Origin of the sequence: Stenotrophomonas maltophilia (assembly GCF_023518235.1) — a bacterium.
Taxonomy (GTDB): domain Bacteria; phylum Pseudomonadota; class Gammaproteobacteria; order Xanthomonadales; family Xanthomonadaceae; genus Stenotrophomonas.
On the sequence record NZ_CP090423.1, the window covers coordinates 1,419,837 to 1,439,736 of the forward strand.

Sequence of the window (19,900 nt, forward strand, 5' to 3'; positions counted from 1 at the left end):
GCTGGGCAATGTGGACGCACCACCGGCAGTGCCACTGGTGACCCCGGCCCGATTCGAACGGGCGACCTTCCCCTTAGGAGGGGGACGCTCTATCCAGCTGAGCTACGGGGCCATTGGCAGCTGCGAAGCATACCGCGTCCAGCTGAATGGACCAAGCCATTGAAAGGCCGCGGACAGGCAATCACGCCTAAGCTGAGGGCTTCCCGCTCGCGCATGACCGATCGATGCAGAACCTCTGGTTGTCCCTCTCCGCCCTCGGTGACAGCCGCTGGCTCCTGCCGATGGCACTGGTGTTGCTGCTCACCCTGCCGCGCACCGACAGCGACCTGAAAGGGCGATGGTTGAGCGCCGTCGCAGTTGCCGCCGGCGTGACACTCGCCTCAAAGCTGGCCTTCATGGGCTGGGGCATCGGCATCAGCCGCCTGCACTTCACCGGGTTTTCCGGTCATGCGGCACTGTCCAGCGTTGTGTACCCGCTGGTGGGCGTGCTGCTGGCCGGCCCCGGCAGACCCGCGCGCGCAATCGGCCTGATGACTGGCGTGCTGCTGGCGATCGCCATCGCCTGGTCGCGCATCCCCCTGCACGCGCACAGTCTGTCTGAAGTCATCGCAGGGCTGATGCTCGGGCTGGGCTGCAGTGCATACGTGCTGCGCGGCGCACTGCCCGCCCGCCGACCGACTGCCGTGACGGCCACAGCCGCCGTGCTTGCCGGACTGATCCTGCCCCTCACCCTGCCCGACATCCAGACGCATCAGCTGGTCATCGCACTGGCAAAGCTCATCTCGGGGAAGGCTGAAATCTTCCAGCACCCCTGAAAACCGCGAAGACGACTCCACATTTCCTTCACATACCTTGACAGGGCAAATGAACAGACACCACCATAGCAGCGGAAAAATTTCCCTCACGGAGTAGGAGACCCCGTAGATGAAGAAGATGATTGCCGCCCTGGCCCTGCTGGGCCTGTCCTCGCCGGTGTTCGCTCAGGAAGCTCCTGTAGCCGCCGAAACCAGCGCTGAAATTGCAGGCGCTGAAGCCGCCGGCGCCACTGCCGCTGGCACCCTGACCACGGCTGCGACCATCGGTCTCGGCGTCGCAGCGGCCGCGGTCGTTTACAGCGTCGCCGCCGACAGCAGCAGCGACGATGCCGGCAACAACAATGGCGGCACCACCAACCCGCCGGGCGGCACCACCGGTACCACCGGCACCACTGGCACCACCGGCACCCGCTGATCGGGACGCCGTTGTAGTACCCACGCCCTCGCCGGGCGGCAGTTCGGCGAGGGCTTTTTCATGCCCGTTCGGGCCAGGAATGATTAACGATGGACTGCAAGCGTCTCGTCGCCGCCATGGCGTTCACCCTTACCATGTCAGGTTGCATGTGGGCCCCGGGCCAGCACATGCGCTCCAATTCCCTGATGGGTAGCAGCCAGCAGGTTGGCAACGATCAGATCGAGCTGATTCCGATCACGCCCAAGCTCATCGCCATGGAACGCGCCGAAAAGAGCGCGCCCGGCATTCCGGCCTCGTTGATGCAGTACCAGCCGGGTCCTTACCAGATCGGCGCAGGCGACATCCTGTACATCACGGTCTGGGACCACCCCGAACTGACCGTTCCGGCTGGCCCGCAGCAGCAGCTCAGCGCTGCCGGCCGCCTGGTGCAGTCCGACGGCACGCTGTTCTACCCCTACATCGGCAAGGTCACCGCCGCCGGCAAGACGCCGGCCGAGCTGCGTGATGAGATCACCACCCGCCTGGCCCGCTACATCGAAGCGCCGCAGGTGGATGTCTCGATGCTGACCTACGCCAGCCAGCGCGTGTGGGTCACCGGCGCCTCACGCCAGCCGGCCACGGTGCCACTGACGGTCACCCCGCTCACCCTGGGCGATGCCGTCAGCCAGGCCGGCCTGGACCCGGCACAGGCCGACCTGTCCGGCGTTCGCCTCACCCGTGACGGCACCACCTATACCATCGACCTTGACGCGCTGGGCCGTAATGGCGGCGGCGATACGAACGTCTTCCTGAAGGCCGGCGATCATCTGTATGTGCCGTACCTGGACCGCAAGGAAGTCTTTGTTGTCGGCGAAGTGAATCAGCCTGGCGCCATGAGCTTCAAGACCGGCGAGATTTCATTGAGCCAGGCGCTGGGCCGCGCCCGTGGCCTGCTGCAGACCACCTCCAATGGCAACGCGGTGTATGTGATCCGCGGTTCGAACGACCTGCAGGATGCGCCGTCGCAGGTGTTCCACCTGGAAGCGAAGTCACCCTCCGCGTTCGCCGTTGCCAGCCAGTTCAACCTGCAGCCGGGTGATGTCGTGTTCGTCGGTGCAGCCGGCGTGACGCGCTGGAGCCGCTTCGTGAACCAGCTGCTGCCCTTCACCGCCATCATCAGCAACGCGGCCAGCGCGCGCAACGATCTGGACAATTGACGAGGCTTCAGATGAGCAGGAACGCTCGCTCCGGCCTCATGCTCCGGAGTTTCCGCCTGGGCCTGCTGGCTGCCATCGCGGTCTCGGCAGCCGGCTGCGGCGTCGTCAGCCGCAGCAGCGTCAAGGCCGTGCAACTGGCCGTGCAGGGCGCACCGGATGTTCAGCCCACTGCCCAGGACGTTGCCCGCAACCGCTACCCGCAGATCAAGGTCAATGGACCGGCAGGCGGCGCCGTGCTGGTGCTTGGTGCAGTGGATGACGGTCGCCAGGCCTGGTACAGCAGCGAACGCAGCATCGTGTTCCTGCGCAACGGGCTGATCGAAGCCACCCACGGCGGTGCGCCCGAGCTGCAGCAGATGCAGATCATCGGGCCGAACCCGTTCCTCGACCTGCGCAAGGTGCACGAGGGCCAGGTCGTGCAACGACGCTATGACCTCATGCCCGGCTATCGCTTCGGCATCGAGGTGACCGGCACCCTGTACCCGCTGGGCACCGAGCGCGTCGATATCCTGGGCCGCACGCTCGAGCTGCTGCACATCCGCGAGCAGCTGCGCGGTGAGGGCTGGAAGCAGGACAACCACTTCTGGGTGGACCCGGCCAACGGCTTCATCTGGAAAAGCCGCCAGGCCATCGCGCCGGACACCCATCTGGACATCATCCAGCTCAAACCCTATTCGCCGGACCTGCAGCCCCGATGACGCCGCACCTTATCGTCATGGCCCTTGGCGCCGTACTCGCCGGCACTGTCCAGGCGGCCTCTCCGATCGTGGTTGAGGCCTATGGCCAGGTACGCGGCCCAGGCCCACATACCCTGGCAGGCAACGCGCGCCTCAGCGCCGCCGCCCTTGCCGCCGCCCCCGACGAGCACGCCTACTTTGCAGGCGCCGCCCTGCTGCGCGCGGACAACACGGCACAACAGACGCGCCTGAAGGCTGGCGTGCTGTTCGACCTTGAGACACTGGCCGCCCTTGACGACGCGCCCGACATCGCCGACGCCGCCGCCCGGATGGCCCGCGAGTTCGGCGCACTTCCGGTCACCGGCCGCGAACCGCAACTGCTCCAACCGCGCTCGCTGGAGGCCGACCGCCCACAGGATCGATCGGCACGACCCGGCGACCGGCTGGTCTACCCGTCGCGACCACAGACCGTGACTGTCACCGGTGCGGTTACCCAGCCATGCGCGGTGCCGCATGCGGCGATGCAGGACGCGCGCATCTACCGCAACCAGTGTGAACTGTTGCCCGCCGCCAGCCCTGACGATCTCTATGTGATCCAACCCGACGGCCGGGTCACGAAGATCGGCATTGCGTTGTGGAACCGCAGTGCACGGACCCCCTTGGCGCCGGGGGCAGTCGTCTACGTCCCCATTGCCGGATCCGCCGTGCGCTCCACCACCCCCGATATCAACGAAGAAGCCGCGCGCTTCCTCGCCACCCAGGTGCTGGATGCGCCCGGAGTTCCAGAGTGATGTGCCGTAACCGATTGCCGCTGGCTCGCGCCGGCATCGCCCTGTTGAGCCTCAGCATCAGCGCAGCCCTGTACGCCCAGGAAGGTCCAGCTCCCACCGCCAGCGACTGGGGTGGCATCGGCCTGCTGCAGACACCCAGCGCCCGCATGAGCGAGGAAGGCGAGCTCAGCCTCACCGCCAGCCACACCTCGCCCTACAGCCGGTACACGGTGGTGATGCAACCCCTGCCGTGGGTGGAAGGATCATTCCGTTACATCTCGGTGGCCAACCGCCGTTATGGCTCGGAGTGGCTCAGCGGCAACCAGAACTACAAGGACAAGTCGATCGACCTCAAGCTGCGCCTGTGGCAGGAAGGTCGCTGGCTTCCGGAAGTGTCGGTCGGCGCGCGCGATCTCGGCGGTACCGGTCTGTTCTCAAGCGAGTACGTCGTTGCCAGCAAGCGCTTCGGCGCGTTTGACGCAAGCCTTGGCGTGGCGACCGGCTATATCGGCAACCGTGGCGACCTCGACAATCCCCTGGGCGCGATCGACGACCGCTTCAAGGAGCGCCCCGGCGTCAACACGCCCGGCGACTTCAATACCAGCGCGATGTTCCGCGGCCGGCTCGGTGTGTTTGGCGGCGTCAGCTACCAGACGCCCTGGGACCGCCTGCAGCTGAAGCTCGAGTATGACGGCAACGACTACCGCCACGAGCCGCAACGGAACAACCAGAAGCAGTCCTCGCCCATCAATCTGGGTGCCGTGTTCGCAGTGAACAACAGCGTGCTGCTGCACCTGGGCTGGGAGCGCGGGAACACGGCCATGGTCGGCATCACGCTGCATTCCAACCTGGCCCAGACCAAGCCCATGGCCAAGCTGATGGACCCACCGCCGGTTGCCAGGAAGCCTACCGCACAGAATGAGCCGCAGACCGTCGCTGCAACCGAGGCGGCAACCCCCACCGATTGGTCATCCATTGCCCACGAGCTGGAGGAAAATGCCGGCCTGCGCGTGAAGCGCATTGATCGAAGCGGCCAGGAACTGATCGTCAGTGCCGAGCAGCGCCGCTTCATCTACCCGGCACAGGGCATTGGTCGCGCGGCGCGCATTCTTGATCCGCAGACGCCACAGGATGTCAGCTGGTGGACATTGCGCAACGTCCGCCTCGGCCTGCCGGTGGTCGAGACCAGCCTGGAACGGAAGACCTTCAACCAGTACCTGGACGACCGGACCGATCTGGCAACCGTCAGCCGCCACGTCGAGATGAATGCCCCCTATGCGAGGCGCTCGGAAACGCTGTACGAAGCACCACTGAAGCGCTTCGACGGCGCGTTCAACGTCGGCTATCGGCAGAGCGTGGGCGGTCCCGACGGCTTCATCCTGTTCCAGGTTGCGGCGATGTACGGCGCGACCCTCCGCTTCAACGAGAACCTCTGGCTGAGCGGCACCGCCAGCTACAACGCCTACAACAACTACGACAAGTTCAAGTACGACGCCCCCAGCAGGCTGCCGCGCGTGCGCACCTACGTGCGCCAGTATCTGACCACCTCGGACTTCACCCTGCCCAACCTGCAGCTGACCGGCACCAAGCAGCTCGGCCGCGACCTGTACGGCATGGCCTATGCCGGCATGCTGGAGTACATGTATGGCGGCGTCGGCGGTGAGCTCCTGTATCGCCCGATGGACGAACGCTGGGCGCTGGGTGCCGAACTGAACTGGGTCAAGCAGCGCGATTTCGATCAGCGTTTCAGCTTCCGCGACTACAGCGTCACCACCGGCCACGCCACGCTCTATTACCTGTGGGGTGACCAGCGCCGTCTCATCAGCGCGGTCAGCGCGGGTCGCTACCTGGCCAAGGACTGGGGCGCGACGGTATCGGTGGCCCGCCTGTTCGACAACGGCGTGACCATGGGCGCCTACGCCACCAAGACCGACGTTTCATCGCGGGACTTCGGCGAAGGCAGTTTCGACAAGGGCATCTACTTCTCGGTACCTTTCGACTTCATGCTGCCGCGCTCGACCCGTGCCCGCGCCGACTTCATGTGGAACCCCCTGTACCGGGACGGTGGCGCCCGTCTCTCGCACTCGCACAGCCTTTACCAGCTGACCTCCGAGCGCGATTCGGAGATCTTCTACCGGAACTTCGATGCGATCGCGAAATAGTGCCGGAACATGAAGAAGGCGCCCTGCAAGGGCGCCTTCCTCTTTCTACTTCTTGAAAACGCCGGCCAGCACGTCACCATCGAATACCAGCAACGACGAGATCCGCCGCCGCTCCATCAGTACCAGCGCATCCTCAACCCGCGTCCCTACGCTCACCTGCGCAGGTGAGGCGGTCATCAGCTCGGCCGCAGACCTGTCGAACACCTCGCGACCATGGCGTTCGAGCGCACGGCGCACGTCACCATCGGTAATGATCGCGTAGCCCGAGTCGGCCCGTACAATCGCCAAGCCCAGGCTGGAGCGGGTGATGGCCTGGAGAACGTCCATCATCGTTGCTGCCGCCTCCACCACCGGCAGATCGCCAACGATCATCTCGTGTTCCACGCGCGACAGCAGGCGCCGACCCAGCGAGCCACCCGGGTGGAAACGCGCGAAATTCTCCGGCTGGAAGCCCCGCGCCTCCATCAATGCAACGGCCAGCGCATCGCCCATCGCCAGCGTCGCGGTCGTCGATGCGGTCGGTGCCAGCGCCAGCGGACAGGCTTCCTGCGCAACACCGGCATCCAGATGGCAATCGGCCGCCTGCGCCAGCGTCGAGGTCACACGGCCGGTGATCGCCACCAGGAAATTGCCGTTGTCCTTCAGGAACGGCAGCAGTTTCACCACCTCTTCGGTTTCGCCGGAGTAGGAGATCGCAACGAACACATCGGTGGCGGTGACCATGCCCAGATCGCCATGGAATGCCTCGCCTGGATGCATGAAGAAGCTGGGCGTGCCCGTGCTGGCCAACGTGGCGGCGATCTTGCGCCCGATGATGCCCGACTTGCCCATGCCGCAGATGATGACCCGGCCCTGTGAGCCCAGCACCTGCTCTACCGCCTCGGTGAACTGCCCATCGAGCCTGTCGGCAAGCGCGGCGACGGCCGACGCCTCGATCTGCAGGACGCGTTTGGCCGATGCGATGTGATCGGCGACTGATACCACGGAGGACATACGTGCTTCCTTCTGATGATCATTCGCGGCGCACCTGCGTGCGCCACGCTTACCCGCGCAACCCTGCGCCGGTTACTGCACCGCTCCCGCGGCGCTCCAACCTGCAACCAGCGGTGCGTACGCTTCCTGCAGGCCAATGCCACCTTCGGCAAGAACGCGCTCGGCCACTTCCCGCCCGACGCCACGCCCGCCACAGGTATCGGCAACCACATCAGCGGCAGCCAATACCAGCGGATGCGCATCGGCGGGCGCGTAGAAGCGCCCCACCCTGCCCGCCAATGGCAGGTCAACGACATCGTCACCGACATAGGCGATCTCGCCTTCAGCGATGCCAAGGTCGCCACAGATGGCGGCCAACGCATCGAGCTTCTCGAGCCGACCGGTCACTGCCACGTCCATGCCCAGCTGATGGATCCGGAAGTCCAGCGAGGGGCTCGCCTTGCCCGACAACACGCCACACCGGATGCCATGCACACGCAGCAACGCGACAGCCAGGCCATCGCGGACGTTGAACGTCTTGAACTGCTCGCCCTTGCCATCGATGTGCAGGCCACCATCCGTCAGTACGCCGTCCACGTCGAACAGGACCAGCTTGATCGGCCCCTGGTACTTCGCCGATTCCATGTCAGGCGATGTCGAGCTTCGGGAACGACTTGACCAGATCATCGACTGCCTTGATCTGTGCCAGGAAGGGCTCAAGGGCGCTCAGCGGCAACGCGCTCGGACCATCGCAACGCGCGTTGTCCGGGTCCGGATGCGCCTCCAGGAACAGCCCGGCCAGGCCAACCGCCATGCCCGCACGCGCCAGCTCCACCACCTGGCGGCGGCGGCCACCGGAGGCCTCACTGCCGGAGTCGCGGCGCTGCAGACTGTGGGTCACATCGAAGATGGCCGGCAGGCCACCGGTGGCCTCGATCATCTCGCGGAAGCCCAGCATGTCCACGACCAGGTTGTCGTAGCCGAACTGCGCGCCACGCTCGCACAGGATGATCCGCTCGTTGCCAGCCTCGCGGATCTTGCTGGCGATGTTCTTCATCTGCGACGGGCTGAGGAACTGCGGCTTCTTGATGTTGATCGCCCGGTCAGTGCGCGCGATGGCGGTGACCAGATCGGTCTGGCGCGCCAGGAACGCGGGGATCTGCAGCACGTCGACCACTTCGGCCACCGGAGCCGCCTGGTCCACTTCATGGACGTCGGTGATCACCGGCACGCCGAAGCGGTTCTTCACTTCCTGGAAGATGCGGATACCCTCTTCCAGGCCCACGCCACGAAAGGACTTGATCGACGAGCGATTGGCCTTGTCGAACGAAGCCTTGAAGACGTAGGGAATACCGAGCTTGCCGGTGACCTCGACGTACTTCTCCGCCGCAAACAGCGTGGAGTCGAGGTCCTCAAGGACGTTCAGACCACCGAACAGGACGAAGGGGAGGTCGTTGCCGACGGCAACAGTATCGTTGATGGAAACGTTCATGAGCTGCTCTCGATTGAATGGGTTGAGGCCACGCGCTGCCAGGTTCCACTTTCGGGCGTGTATCGCTTAACCACCCTGCCCGGCGCGCCGACGATTACTGAATAGGGAGGGAACTCACCCCTGACGACGGCGTTGGCTCCGACAATGCAACCATCTCCCAGGATTGTACCCGCCTGAACCCGCGCCCCCATACCCAGAAAGCAGTTCCGGCCAATACGCGTTTCTTTCCATACCGAGGGTTGCTCGAGGATGGGAACGTCGATTGCGTGGTACGCGTGTTCAATGTCCGTAACCGAGACGTACCCTGTAATCAGAGTTCCTGATCCAATACTGATCGGCCCCATCGCGGTTACATGAAACCCCTGCCCGATGGCCACGTTGTCGCCGACCAGCAGGCGGCCATCGCCATGACATTCGGCACGGAGCCCCGGGAAGACTCGGACTTTGCGACCGAAAGTCATCTTGCGAGGTCCAAGCAGAAACATTGGGGGCCCGAGATAACCTGGGAAGCGGAATGCGCCGAGTATGAAGGAGTAGCAAAGCGCCCGGACTCCCCAGCAGATCTTCCAGAATCGATGCACTGACATCAGCTCCTCAATACTCTGGCAAGCCTCTCCAGCTGCTCAGAGTCATCATTGTACCAACGGGCAAGCTCATCGATCCTGCGCAGGAGGAGATCCGGACTCTGACGGTCCTGGATAACGGCTTCACTGATGGCCAGCCCCGAACCCCATGCGAGACCAGGCCTTCGAAACACATCAGCCAGTCTTCCATCATCCAGCAGGTAGACCGCCTGGCCCTGATTCAACAGTTCAACGACCGCGCCCGACATATGGGCGAGACTGAAATCCACGAGTCCTGCGTACTCCTCAAGCGAAGCATGAATCAGTTTCTGGCAACGCGAATCGACAGCATCGCGGTACTCGCTCAGCGCAGTCCACGGATGAAGCCTGACGACATAAGCAAGATCCAAAGCCTCGGCGATGACAGATGCAGCCGAAAGAAGTGCACGATTCGACTCCTTTCCATTCTGCCCGTTCAGCATTACGCCAAAAGCATTCTTCCGACCTCGTTCCAGCCGAAGCACGCTCTGAGGCCGAATCCATCCCGCGATGCTCAGGCGATCCCTGGAGTACCCCATCTTCTGAAACTCACCGACGGTCGCCTCTCCCCAGGCAATCATTCGATCACTGATGAAGTTCGCGTAGGCCTCTGCATCCGCACTCATGTTTGTCGCGTCCAACACGCGATACTGCCCATGCTGGTTGGTGATCGTTCGCGACCCGCGCGTCCTCTCTGCCTGAGTCACAAGATTCTCGATTGCATGCGCATCGCAGAAAGTCACCAGAGTGTGGTGCCCGGAAGGAAGGGAAGCGAGAAGGCGCGGCGCAATACTCTTCATTCTGGCGATGAGAGAGCCAACGACCCATCGCCTGGAGAAAGACGCAGAGAGCCCACGGGCCATCTGAAGGCCACGACGCAGGTTACGGAGTGTTCGGAGCCACTGCAGCGGCGAGACAGCGTCTCGCGCCTCGGCGTAGGACGCACGCTCACCCAGATTCAGTCTGATCGAGTCGATAATGAAGTCATAGTCACGACGTTTCTTGGCCCGCGAAGCGTAGAAGACAAGATGCGTCGGCGCACTGACACCTGCAGCGCACGTCTTGATTCCAAAGCCATAAGACAGTGCCAGGAGCTTCAACGCCCCCTTCAAAGTAGGGTCGTACAAGTATGGTGCCACCACCCGCGCATAGTTCAGGCCATTCTCGGTTGCGACGCCCGAACTCTTGAAGGCCTGGATATCTGCATACAAGCTATCGCCCTTGCGACACTCGCTCATGAATGCCTCACCCCGGCATCCGTCAGCCGTCGGACATTGAAGAAGAGCGCACACGCCAGAGCGGAGTACGCCACGACGAACACCCACGATGCGGCAACCAGAGTTCCCGTCGCGCACACGGCAACGAGCAGCGGAACAAAGAGCATGGTCATGCCGAGCTGCATCCAAAGCAGGAACTTCTCCTGATGGCACATGCTCAGCACAACGGCGTACAGCGCAGCCATGGAGAACGCCATCTGTCCAATCATCATGATGATGACGATGCCGCCGAAGTCCGTTGAGACCCGGGCGTAATCCAGGATAGGCCCCATGAACAACCAAGCCCCCGTGAGGATCGCGGCGCTGGCGATCAGAATCGCCCAGGAGGAAAGGCGGACGAGTTTCCACAGCTCCTGCAGGTTGCCTTGCGCATGCAGGGCCGCGAATCGGGAAGAGAAGGTGAAATTGATCGCCAGCATCAGCAGGCTGATCAGCGTTGCAAGCTTCTGCGAGACCACGAAGCCGGCATAAGCCGAATCACCGTAGAAGATCGGAATGATCGCAACGGCACTCCAACCCAACGCCTGCTGGGCCAACACAACGGCGCCCAAGCGGTTGGCGCCAGCGCGATCAGAGGCGTCAGCAACTACCTTCGCCCCTCCCGGCAGCAGGCCAAGCAGAACGTTCCGACCGAAACGCATGGGCACGACCGCGCCATACATGACAACAGCAGCCAGCAGGTAGCACCAGAGCAGCTGCCGGGCACCGACTGCGTTATCGAGCAGAAGCAGGCACAACAGCCCGATCAATGTCAAGGACGGCGTGCATATATTCAGATAGAAGGTCGCAGCATCTGTACGGCCTTCGCCCTGTAGAACTCGAGCAGCAGCTGAAGCACACGCAATCAATCCAGAGGCCGTCACCATCAAGGCGAAGTCCAGGTAGCCGACTCCACCAAAGTGATGCCGCACCGAAGGCAGCAGGAGGGCAAGACCCAGCAGAAAGGCGGCTATCACCCAGATCAGAACCCGGCGATGCGCCTGGATTACCAAGCCGACCGCGATAGCGTTTCGCTTGTCCACAGGAGCGGCGGCGACCCGTCGAATGACAACTTCATCGACACCCCAACGAAAGCAGACCGCCGCAATGACGCTGGCATTGAAGAGAACGAAGAACAACGCAGCATCCGGGGTCTCCAGATAGCGGGAAACCAGCACAGTGAAGAGCACCGAGACGCCCGAACCGAGCCCTCGCAGAAGCAGAGTCCGCAGAACCGAGATCAAACGCCCAGGATTCATCGGGACAGTTCCGTTCCCTTCCCCTGAAGCCGTGGCACTCGCCGATCCGCAGCCCGGGAGAGGTAGATCATCACCAACACCAGTACAACACCGTTGGCGTAGTACTCCCCCATCCGGAGCAGAATGATCGAGAGTGTGGCGATATAGGCGATTGCCATCGCTTTGTCATCCGCCGCCCGCATGTTCTTCCACGCCCAGTAAAGCACCGTCAACAGGAGCAGCCAGCCCGCCAGCCCGAGCTCCGCAGTTACACGTGCGAACAGCGAAGTTGCCGAGCCTCTACCGGGAATGTCGTCTCGATAGGCCGGGAGTTCGTAGCCAGAGATGTACTCATCAAAGACGGCGCTGTACATGCCCATACCGACACCTATGCCGTAGTTGTCAGCGAAGGAACGAAGGGATATCAGCGAATTGACGGCATTCGAGTACGTGCTGAGGTTCATTCCGTCCTCCATCGTAAGCTCGCCGCCTTGCAGCACTGAGACAGTGTCGTTCCACCTCAACTGAAAGAAGTCAAGGCTGCTTACCTTGATGGCCAGAACAAGAACGAGCGGAACCGAGAGAAACAGAATCCAGAATCGGCGAATATGAAAGCCCACAATGAACGTCGCCGCGGCCGAAACGAACAGACCGATGTATCCGAGCGCTGAGGTCGAGAGCACGATGGCCAGCACGGTGATCGCGCCCTTGAACGAGATTCGGAATCTCTGCACGAATCGCGAAACGTGGTACGCACCCGCGGGCAGGAGGGCACATGCATAGAACGCCGGCTCGACACTTAGGCCTGCGATTCCGAGATGTGAGCCCAGCCTCTTCGATCCAGGTGACAGGAAAGCAAGCATGTCGACGTCAAGCATGACGAAGACCAGCTCCTGCAGCACCCCTAATGCAGCAAAGAAGTATGCAACCTTCAGATAGATCGAGAAGACCTTGTTGACGGATCTTCCCAGCAGATTATAGATGGACGTGAAGAACACAACGAAGAACATGAAAAGCATGATCTTCGCAAGGGAAACCAGAAACACGGATGCCCGCGAACCCGCTGCGGCATCGTTGAACAACGCACCCATGAGGGACAGACAGGCCAAAGCCGCGGCAAAGCCCAGATACTCCCGCCGAAGACCGAGGCTCCTGGTCTTGAGAACAAGCAGAGCATAGGTTGCGATCATACAGATGTATGAAAAGTACAGGTTTCCCAGTGGCGTTGGAACGTAGATTCCCGATATGAAGATCGTCGAAAGGGCCAGCACGGAAAGCCAGCCCCCCTCCAGCCTCCGCACTCCTTGAATCGACGTCGTAGCGACTGAAATACTCATTCTTTGCGTACTCTCAGACGACTTCCACGGAAGCGCGCACCTGCAGCACCTGCTCTACCCAATTCCCGACCGTGTAGCGCGCCCTGACCGCCTCGTCGTACGGCACTCCTTCGGAATCCAGGAACTCCTCCGCCACTCGCGGCGCATCGCGATCCACGATTTTCACCCCGGAACTGGTGTAGATGTCATAGGAGCTGACATCCTCATTGGTGGTGATCAGCTTCCGCTGCGCACCCAATGCCTCGATCGTTCGCATCGTCAGGCCCTTCTGATCAGGCCGATTGATGTCGATCACGCAACGCGACACGCTGATGTAATCAACAACCTTCGGCAACGGCAACCCAACGAAGTTCACGTACTTCTTCGAGAATCTGCGGAAGCCAGGATCCACCAGCGAGCGCAGGCGATGCAGAATCCTGGAGGGGTAATAGCAGTACACGAATACCCGGCGCCCATCCCGCTCCAGAGCGTCCAGCAGTTTCTCCAGAATCCGGTAACGGTCGGTATGGATCGTGCCGATGAAGCAGGCGTCGTACTCGTACTCGCCGCGCCACTCTGCCGCACGGCCATACTCGTTGGCGAAGAACAGCGGCAGGAACTCGATCTCCGGGTTCTCGGACACATCAACCCGGTCGAACGACAAGACGGAATCGAAGTACGGCTTGATCAGACGCGCGTTCGGGTTGTAATGCATCGAGTCCCAGAGATACAGCGTCAGCTTCGCGGCCGGCTGGGTGGCACGGAGCTGCGCAATGATCTGCGGCGAGATGGCTTCACCACGGATGACCAGGACATGATCGTACTGCGCACCAGCCGCAGCCTCGAGGATGCCCCGGTAATGCTTGGCGATTCGCCGGGCAAGCAGGCGCCGATCAATACGGATCAAGGCCTTGGTGAGGAAATCCACACCCGGGCGATCAGGGTGGAAATCAACGTGCGCGCCCTGCTGCTCCAGCTCGGCCTTGATGAGCTTCTCATAGCCGAAGAACATCGGGGCGATGAAGAGCACACGCTTCCCTTCAAGGGATTCGCTCACAACCTGCTCCTCTGATCGCCCTTCAACCTTCACTTGAGCAGTCCCTTTGCCCGCATCTCGTCGACCGAGCGCTGGTAACCGGAGTCTTCAATCTGCTGGGTCAGTACCCACGCGGCAAAGCGCTTCACGCCTTCGGCGAAGGTCACGCGCGGGCGATAGCCGATGGCAGCTTCAGCGCGACTGAGATCGGCGAAGTTGTGCCGGATGTCACCAATGCGGTAGTTGCCGGAGATGCGGATCTCTCCGCCCTTGCCGTATGCGTCCTTCAGCGCACTGGCAACGGTGATCACATCGGTCGCTTCGCCGGTACCCACATTGAAGGCCTGCCCACTGACATCTGCATCGATGGCCGACACCGTCGCCGCCACCACGTCATCAATGAAGACGAAATCGCGGGTTTCCTTGCCGTCCTCGAAGATGTTCACGTCCTTGCCCTGCAGCAACAGGGTGGAGAAGATCGACAGGATGCCGGTGTAGGGGTTCTTCAGCGACTGGCCCGGGCCGTAGACATTCTGATAGCGCAGGGCGATTCCCTGGATACCAATGGCGGCAGCACCCACCAGCACCAGTTGTTCCTGAACCTGCTTGGTGATGCCATAGATCGAGCTCGGATGGATGCGCGATTCTTCATCGGTTGCCAGCGGCTCCACCAGATCGCCCGTTGCCGGATCGCGGCATTCAAAGATGCCCTCCTGCAGGTCCGCGTCGATGCGCGCCCCCGGATAGACCGGACCGTTGGCACCCTTGTACTTGCCTTCGCCGTAGATCGAGCGCGAAGACGCGACAACGACCCGCTTGACCGACCCGCAGCCCTGCACCTTGTTGCCGATCAGATCGAGGAACAGCGAGGTACCGCGCACGTTGACATCAACGTAGCGATCGATCTCGTACATGGACTGACCGGTTCCCGTTTCTGCCGCCAGGTGGACGACTACGTCCTGGCCGGGAAGCACTTTCAGCCAATCTTCGCGCAGGCGCACGTCGCCCTTGACCACGACGGCCTCAGGCGGCAGCGAAGCCAGCAGCGCCGAATCTTCCGGGCTGTCGCCGTGGATCTGCGGCGAAAGGTTGTCCAGGATGGTTACCTGGTCGCCGCGCGCAACCAGCGCGCGCGCCAAGGCACTGCCAATGAACCCTGCACCACCGGTAATCAGTACTTTCATGTGTATCTCCGCAGCCTCTCGAATTGCGTCGCGGTCCCGCGTTCTGCAGCAGCCGTGACTTCCGTGTCACCCAGGGCGCCACAGGGCACCCTGCCTCAGTTCCCGCTCACCGGGTCGACTTGTACTCGTAGTAGCCGTAGCTGTAATAGCCGGTCGCACGGCGCTCGACCGCATTGAAGATCGCGCCCTTCAACTGGACGTTGTTCTGCTCGAAGCGCTTGCGGGCAAGTGTCAGCTCCTTGGGCTGATTCAGGCCGAAACGCGCCACCAGCAGACAGGTGCCGGCGTGGTGGGCAATGATCGCCGCGTCGGTCACCGCCAGGATCGGCGGCGTATCGATGATGACCAGATCAAACTGCTTCTCGACCTGCTCAAGCAGTTCCGTGAAGTTGCGGTGCATCAGAAGTTCGGAAGGGTTCGGCGGAACGTCACCGCGCGAGATGAAGCTCAGATTCCCCAAGCCGTCAACGGTGCGGATGGCCTCCTCCAGCGTCGCCTTGCCAACCAGCACGTCAGACAGGCCCGGCGTCTGGGTTGCACCCAGCGCCTTGTGCAGCGTGCCCTTTCGCATGTCCGCATCGATGATCAGCACACGCTGGCCGGCCTGCGCGATGACCGCCGCCAGGTTCGAGGAGACAAAGGTCTTGCCGGCGTTGGGGCTTGAGCCGGAGATCAGCACGATGTTGTTCTTCGCCTCCAACCGAGCGAAGTGCAGGCTCGTACGCAGGCTGCGCACCGCCTCGATCGCGAGGTCTGCCGGATCCTTCATGGCCAGCAGGTGCAGCTTGCCATCGGCGCGGAACTTGCCGCGCACCGAGTCGGACTGCTGCCCCGGGCTGACAGGAATGGAGGCATAGACCGGCAGGCCGATCTCTTCGATCTGGGAAGGGTCTTCGACGCCACGGTTGAGCAGCTGGCGCAGAAGAACCAGACCGATGGAGAGGAAGGCGCCCAACAGCGCCCCTACCAGCACGACCATGCCCTTTCGCGGCTTCACCGGCTCGGTGGCATCGACCTCCGCAGCGTCCACGATGCGCACGTTGCCCACCGTGCCGGCACGCGCAACATCCAGCTGCTGCGCCTGATTCAGCATCGCGGTGTACATCTCGTTGCTGACCTGCAGGTCACGGGTCAAGCGCAGAAGTTCCTGCTGGGCTTCCGGAAGCTGTTTCACCTGGCCCTGGAAGCCGTGCTTGCGCGACTCAAGATCGCCGATCTGACGCATCAAAGCCTGGTACGCGGGATGGTCCCTAGTGAACTTGCGGTCCATTTCCGCCTGTTGCAGGCGCAACTGCTGGATGCTGGTTTCAACGGCCACCTCCTGATCAAGCAGCCCCTTGGTCTGCAGGCTCAGGTCCACGGAGTTTGCGCGCATCTGATACGCACTCAGTGCCTTCTGGGCGGAGTCGACCTGGTTACGGACGTTCGGCAACTGTTCCTTGACGAAAGTCAGCTGCGCAGACGCTTCAGCAGAGTTGCGCTCGACGTTCTGCCGAACATAGGCCTGCGCCACCTGCTGCAGGAAGTTCCTGGCGAGGTCGGAATCCGCATTCTCGTAGGTCAGCGTGAGAATGCCGGAGTCTTTTCCGGCCTCACCCACTCCAATTTCCTTCTGAAGGTCGCTGACGACACTGAGGTGGCGATGACGCACCACCTTGAACCGCATGCCGGGATGAGCATTCAGCGTCTCGACCTGAATCGTCACGCCCTTGCCACTGGCAGCCTTGCCCACTTCACCCGACAGCAGGCGCTGACCATCTTCGTCATACAGGTCGTAGCGCCCGCCCTCTCCAGCCACCAACTCCAGGTCGGTGGTCAGCAAAGCGGTGGGAACGTCCAGCTGGAAGATCCGAAGCTGCTCACCACCCCAACCGAAACTCGACAGACCCAGCAGCGGGTCCGCCAGCTCACCTGGAGCGCGCTTCTCGGCGCGGCGCACGAAGTACCCGCCCATCAAAGGGAGGTGCCTGGGAACGATCTCAATGTCCAGTCGCAGCGCATCCACAGCACTGCCGACAACCGCACGGGACTTGATCAATGCAATCTCTGTTGCCGCTTCTGCGGTGCCGGCATTGATGCCCAGCGATTGGCTCAAGTCCGTCAAGCCTGGCAGCGAGGGCGTCTTCGGCTCAACCTGCACAATCGCGTCGGCGCGATAGATCGGCGTGGCCAGAAGAACATAGGCGACCGATGCGACCAGGAACGCGCCGGTGATGAGCAGGATCCACCACTTGTGATCGACCAGGGTACCGAGCAGCTGGCGAAGATCGATCTCTTCTGCATCATCCTGAGTGATGGAACGTGAATCAGTGGTCATGTGCGCTTGGATTCAAATTGAAAGAAGTGTCGGTCGATCCGGCGAAGCGGGCAGCAATCAGAGATGACGCGCCCAACTCGCCACGCCCTCGGCCATCAGCGTGTAGACATGCTCGAACGCGGGACGCTGCTGGCGGTAGGGATCGGGAATCTCCCGATCCTGCTGCCACTTGCCCAGCAGGAAGGTCTTGCCGGACGCCTGCGGCGCGATCTCGGCGATGCGGCGCACGTGCTTGCGCTCCATGGTCAGCACCAGATCGGCGGCGCCGAGGATGGCGTCATCGATCTGGCGGGCGCGGTGGGCCAACCCATCCATGCCCTGCTCCACCAGCAGCTCCTGCGCGGTGGCGTCGATGCCGTGCCCCACCAGCGCGCCCAGGCCCGCCGAAGACACCTGGATGCCCCTGCCGGCCACGGCCTGCCTGAGCATGACTTCAGCCGAAGGGCTGCGGCAGATATTGCCTACACATACAAAAAGAACGTTCTTGAACACTGACCTGGATCCTGTGGCATTCCTTGCGGCGCGCGCGACCAGAACAAGCATGGGTCGGCGGCAGCCGCACAGGATACCTTACAAGCGCATTACTGGCGATGAAATCGCCAACAGATTCATGGAATTACGTCGCAGTTCCGCACATCGGCCAACTCAATACGCCGACTTCTGGCCCAGCACCTTCAGCACGGTCAGCGCGATGATCCGCACGTCCAGCGTCGGGCTCCAGCGGCGGATGTAGTCGATGTCGTACTGCACTCGTTTCTTCATCGAGCGCAGCTCGGGGGTCTCGCCACGCAGCCCGTGCACCTGTGCCCAGCCCGTGATGCCCGGCTTGACGTAGTGACGATGCATGTAGCGCTCGATCACCCGCTCGTAGTGGTTGTTGTGCTGGATCGCGTGCGGCCGCGGCCCCACCACCGACATGTTGCCGCCCAGCACGTTGAAGAACTGCGGCAGCTCATCCAGGCTGCTGCGGCGCAGGAACGCACCGAACCGGGTAACCCGCGGATCGCCGCGCGTGGCCTGGGTCAGCTGCCCCGCACCCTCTTCATGCACGCGCATGGAGCGGAACTTGAGCATCCAGAATTCCTTGCCACCCAGCCCATGACGCCGCTGCCGGAACAGCACCGGGCCCGGCGAACTGAGCTTCACCCCCAGCGCCAGCACCACCAACAGCGGCGACAGCAGCACCACCGCCACGCCGGCCACCAGGATGTCCTCGACACGCTTGAACAACCGGAAGCGATGGTCGGCCAGGCCCTGGCGAACGCCGATCATCGGCACATCGCCCACCTGGTGCACTCCGGGATTCAATGCACCCAGGCCGGTGGTATCGGGAATCAGACGCACAGGCACGGGAAAGCGCTCGATCTGCTTGAGCATGTCCTTGATCGGCGCGGTGTCGCCCATCGGCATCGAGACCCAGACCTGGTCGAACTCGCCCCGATGCAGGTCCATGTACTGCGGAACGTCGCCCAGAGCGCCCAGGCGGCGCGGCGCATCGCCGCCACGGCGGGTGGCGATGTCGCCGGCACTGCTGAAATAGCCGACCACTTCCTTGCCCAGTTCCGGCTTGCCGCGCAGCAGGCGGTGCAACCTGAGCGCCGGCGCCCGCAGGCCGACCAGCAACACCCGCTCCCGGTCCAGGCCACGCGAACGCAGCCGATGCAGCTGCACCCGCAGCAGCACGCGTACCGTCGCCATCGAGGCCAGGCCGGTAAAGTACCAACCCACCAGCCACTGCGCTGGCACCGCGTCACCCAGGCCGACCAGCACGGCGTACAGCGAGAACAGGGCGAACGTGCCGGACCAGGCCAGCAGCAGCAGCCACAGGTCGGCGAGCAGGCCGCGCACGCGCCAGTTGCGATAGACCGGGGCAATGGAGAAACAGACGATGGCGCTGAGAATCACCGCGCCGAACACGATGCGCTGCGAGGGACTGGGCGCCCCAGTGGCGTAGCACAGCACGTGCGAGAGCACCGCCATGCCAGGCAGCAGCAACAGATCACCCAGGCGCAGCCCCAGCTCCAGGGCAGCCCGGGCCTCGACCCGGCGGCGGCCAGCCCGGGCCCGCTCGGCGGGAAGGTCTTCTACGGATCCATGTAGCAAAGCACTTCTCCATGTCTACTCGACTTGACAGCGAGCGGCTCGCTGTCGCGCGCGGGACTCCCCAGCCCGCGCGGAAGTGTCGAGTGTTGTGTCAATTAAATGTGCAGAGATTGTGAATGATGTCACGCGCAAAAGATAGGAACCCGGTCACTCAATGGCGCCCACCTTCCGCGTCGAACCGAGCTAAGTCATTAGAACTAATCCTATTTTTGCTTGTTTCGGAGGGTGTCGATATGCGTCACCTTGCGTCACAAACCGTCAACAAGCCTTCACAGGGTGCCAAGCGCTTGACACCCCGCGCCGCCGCCCCCTACCCCGCACCGCATCAAAGCCGCGCAACCGGCCTCTG

The 19,900-nt window shown here is 62.7% G+C and carries 18 protein-coding genes and 1 tRNA gene; 6 read left to right on the forward strand and 13 right to left on the reverse strand.

Annotation, left to right across the window (positions count from 1 at the left end):
- Positions 1–35 precede the first annotated feature (35 nt).
- Positions 36–112: transfer RNA gene (locus tag LZ605_RS06600), tRNA-Arg, on the reverse strand.
- Positions 113–224: 112 nt separating this feature from the next.
- Between LZ605_RS06600 and LZ605_RS06605 the strand changes: the two genes are divergently transcribed.
- From LZ605_RS06605 to LZ605_RS06630, 6 genes are all read left to right on the forward strand, one after another.
- Positions 225–815, forward strand: coding sequence for a phosphatase PAP2 family protein (locus LZ605_RS06605; protein ID WP_249844205.1), 591 nt, complete (start codon positions 225–227; stop codon positions 813–815).
- A gap of 109 nt (positions 816–924) precedes the next feature.
- Positions 925–1,230: a hypothetical protein gene (locus LZ605_RS06610; RefSeq protein ID WP_249844206.1), complete on the forward strand. Its 306-nt coding sequence runs from the start codon at positions 925–927 to the stop codon at positions 1,228–1,230.
- Positions 1,231–1,319: 89 nt separating this feature from the next.
- The gene (locus LZ605_RS06615; protein ID WP_249844207.1) at positions 1,320–2,426 is read left to right on the forward strand and encodes a polysaccharide biosynthesis/export family protein; all 1,107 of its coding nucleotides are present in this window, start codon (positions 1,320–1,322) and stop codon (positions 2,424–2,426) included.
- Between the two features lie 11 nt (positions 2,427–2,437).
- Entirely contained in the window at positions 2,438–3,124 is a 687-nt protein-coding gene (locus tag LZ605_RS06620) for a YjbF family lipoprotein (protein WP_249844208.1), read from the forward strand.
- Positions 3,121–3,894, forward strand: coding sequence for a capsule biosynthesis GfcC family protein (locus LZ605_RS06625; protein ID WP_249844209.1), 774 nt, complete (start codon positions 3,121–3,123; stop codon positions 3,892–3,894). Before LZ605_RS06620 ends, LZ605_RS06625 begins: the two co-directional genes overlap by 4 nt.
- A complete protein-coding gene (locus LZ605_RS06630) occupies positions 3,894–6,035 on the forward strand; it encodes a YjbH domain-containing protein (protein WP_249844210.1) in 2,142 nt (713 codons plus the stop codon). The genes LZ605_RS06625 and LZ605_RS06630 overlap by 1 nt, the downstream gene beginning before the upstream one ends.
- Positions 6,036–6,080: 45 nt before the next feature.
- Here LZ605_RS06630 and LZ605_RS06635 read toward each other — a convergent pair whose 3' ends face one another.
- The 12 genes from LZ605_RS06635 to LZ605_RS06685 all read right to left on the reverse strand — a co-directional run bounded on the left by LZ605_RS06635 (position 6,081) and on the right by LZ605_RS06685 (position 19,551).
- Positions 6,081–7,028: a KpsF/GutQ family sugar-phosphate isomerase gene (locus LZ605_RS06635; protein ID WP_249844211.1), complete on the reverse strand. Its 948-nt coding sequence runs from the start codon at positions 7,026–7,028 to the stop codon at positions 6,081–6,083.
- Between the two features lie 72 nt (positions 7,029–7,100).
- Positions 7,101–7,652: a KdsC family phosphatase gene (locus LZ605_RS06640; RefSeq protein ID WP_249844212.1), complete on the reverse strand. Its 552-nt coding sequence runs from the start codon at positions 7,650–7,652 to the stop codon at positions 7,101–7,103.
- 1 nt (position 7,653) lies between these two features.
- Positions 7,654–8,499: a 3-deoxy-8-phosphooctulonate synthase gene (kdsA, locus tag LZ605_RS06645; RefSeq protein ID WP_249844213.1), complete on the reverse strand. Its 846-nt coding sequence runs from the start codon at positions 8,497–8,499 to the stop codon at positions 7,654–7,656.
- On the reverse strand, positions 8,496–9,086 hold the full coding sequence (locus tag LZ605_RS23190; protein ID WP_429001138.1) for an acyltransferase: 591 nt from the start codon (positions 9,084–9,086) through the stop codon (positions 8,496–8,498). The genes kdsA and LZ605_RS23190 overlap by 4 nt, the downstream gene beginning before the upstream one ends.
- Positions 9,086–10,339 carry a hypothetical protein gene (locus tag LZ605_RS06650; protein ID WP_249844214.1) on the reverse strand — a complete coding sequence of 418 codons (1,254 nt, stop codon included), beginning with the start codon at positions 10,337–10,339 and terminating at the stop codon, positions 9,086–9,088. The genes LZ605_RS23190 and LZ605_RS06650 overlap by 1 nt, the downstream gene beginning before the upstream one ends.
- Positions 10,336–11,616 (reverse strand): lipopolysaccharide biosynthesis protein, encoded by a 1,281-nt coding sequence (locus tag LZ605_RS06655; RefSeq protein WP_249844215.1) that lies wholly within the window; start codon positions 11,614–11,616, stop codon positions 10,336–10,338. The genes LZ605_RS06650 and LZ605_RS06655 overlap by 4 nt, the downstream gene beginning before the upstream one ends.
- The gene (locus tag LZ605_RS06660) at positions 11,613–12,932 is read right to left on the reverse strand and encodes a hypothetical protein (RefSeq protein ID WP_249844216.1); all 1,320 of its coding nucleotides are present in this window, start codon (positions 12,930–12,932) and stop codon (positions 11,613–11,615) included. The genes LZ605_RS06655 and LZ605_RS06660 overlap by 4 nt, the downstream gene beginning before the upstream one ends.
- A 13-nt stretch (positions 12,933–12,945) precedes the next feature.
- On the reverse strand, positions 12,946–13,968 hold the full coding sequence (locus tag LZ605_RS06665; RefSeq protein WP_249844217.1) for a hypothetical protein: 1,023 nt from the start codon (positions 13,966–13,968) through the stop codon (positions 12,946–12,948).
- Between the two features lie 29 nt (positions 13,969–13,997).
- Positions 13,998–15,131, reverse strand: a complete 1,134-nt coding sequence (locus LZ605_RS06670) for an NAD-dependent epimerase/dehydratase family protein (protein WP_249844218.1) — start codon at positions 15,129–15,131, stop codon at positions 13,998–14,000.
- A 106-nt stretch (positions 15,132–15,237) separates the two neighbouring features.
- Entirely contained in the window at positions 15,238–17,448 is a 2,211-nt protein-coding gene (locus LZ605_RS06675) for a polysaccharide biosynthesis tyrosine autokinase (protein ID WP_249844219.1), read from the reverse strand.
- 57 nt (positions 17,449–17,505) lie between these two features.
- The gene (locus LZ605_RS06680) at positions 17,506–17,877 is read right to left on the reverse strand and encodes a low molecular weight phosphotyrosine protein phosphatase (protein ID WP_249844220.1); all 372 of its coding nucleotides are present in this window, start codon (positions 17,875–17,877) and stop codon (positions 17,506–17,508) included.
- Positions 17,878–18,093: 216 nt separating this feature from the next.
- Positions 18,094–19,551, reverse strand: coding sequence for an undecaprenyl-phosphate glucose phosphotransferase (locus tag LZ605_RS06685; RefSeq protein WP_249844221.1), 1,458 nt, complete (start codon positions 19,549–19,551; stop codon positions 18,094–18,096).
- Positions 19,552–19,900: the final 349 nt, after the last annotated feature.

Coding starts and splice junctions, on each gene's coding strand:
- LZ605_RS06680 (WP_249844220.1), bottom strand. CDS start 17,877: ATGCTCAGGCAGGCCGTGGCCGGCAGGGGCATCCAGGTGTCTTCGGCG.
- LZ605_RS06610 (WP_249844206.1), top strand. CDS start 925: ATGAAGAAGATGATTGCCGCCCTGGCCCTGCTGGGCCTGTCCTCGCCG.
- LZ605_RS06640 (WP_249844212.1), bottom strand. CDS start 7,652: ATGGAATCGGCGAAGTACCAGGGGCCGATCAAGCTGGTCCTGTTCGAC.
- LZ605_RS06625 (WP_249844209.1), top strand. CDS start 3,121: ATGACGCCGCACCTTATCGTCATGGCCCTTGGCGCCGTACTCGCCGGC.
- LZ605_RS06675 (WP_249844219.1), bottom strand. CDS start 17,448: ATGACCACTGATTCACGTTCCATCACTCAGGATGATGCAGAAGAGATC.
- LZ605_RS06635 (WP_249844211.1), bottom strand. CDS start 7,028: ATGTCCTCCGTGGTATCAGTCGCCGATCACATCGCATCGGCCAAACGC.
- kdsA (WP_249844213.1), bottom strand. CDS start 8,499: ATGAACGTTTCCATCAACGATACTGTTGCCGTCGGCAACGACCTCCCC.
- LZ605_RS06615 (WP_249844207.1), top strand. CDS start 1,320: ATGGACTGCAAGCGTCTCGTCGCCGCCATGGCGTTCACCCTTACCATG.
- LZ605_RS23190 (WP_429001138.1), bottom strand. CDS start 9,086: ATGTCAGTGCATCGATTCTGGAAGATCTGCTGGGGAGTCCGGGCGCTT.
- LZ605_RS06650 (WP_249844214.1), bottom strand. CDS start 10,339: ATGAGCGAGTGTCGCAAGGGCGATAGCTTGTATGCAGATATCCAGGCC.
- LZ605_RS06660 (WP_249844216.1), bottom strand. CDS start 12,932: ATGAGTATTTCAGTCGCTACGACGTCGATTCAAGGAGTGCGGAGGCTG.
- LZ605_RS06620 (WP_249844208.1), top strand. CDS start 2,438: ATGAGCAGGAACGCTCGCTCCGGCCTCATGCTCCGGAGTTTCCGCCTG.
- LZ605_RS06655 (WP_249844215.1), bottom strand. CDS start 11,616: ATGAATCCTGGGCGTTTGATCTCGGTTCTGCGGACTCTGCTTCTGCGA.
- LZ605_RS06605 (WP_249844205.1), top strand. CDS start 225: ATGCAGAACCTCTGGTTGTCCCTCTCCGCCCTCGGTGACAGCCGCTGG.
- LZ605_RS06630 (WP_249844210.1), top strand. CDS start 3,894: ATGTGCCGTAACCGATTGCCGCTGGCTCGCGCCGGCATCGCCCTGTTG.
- LZ605_RS06670 (WP_249844218.1), bottom strand. CDS start 15,131: ATGAAAGTACTGATTACCGGTGGTGCAGGGTTCATTGGCAGTGCCTTG.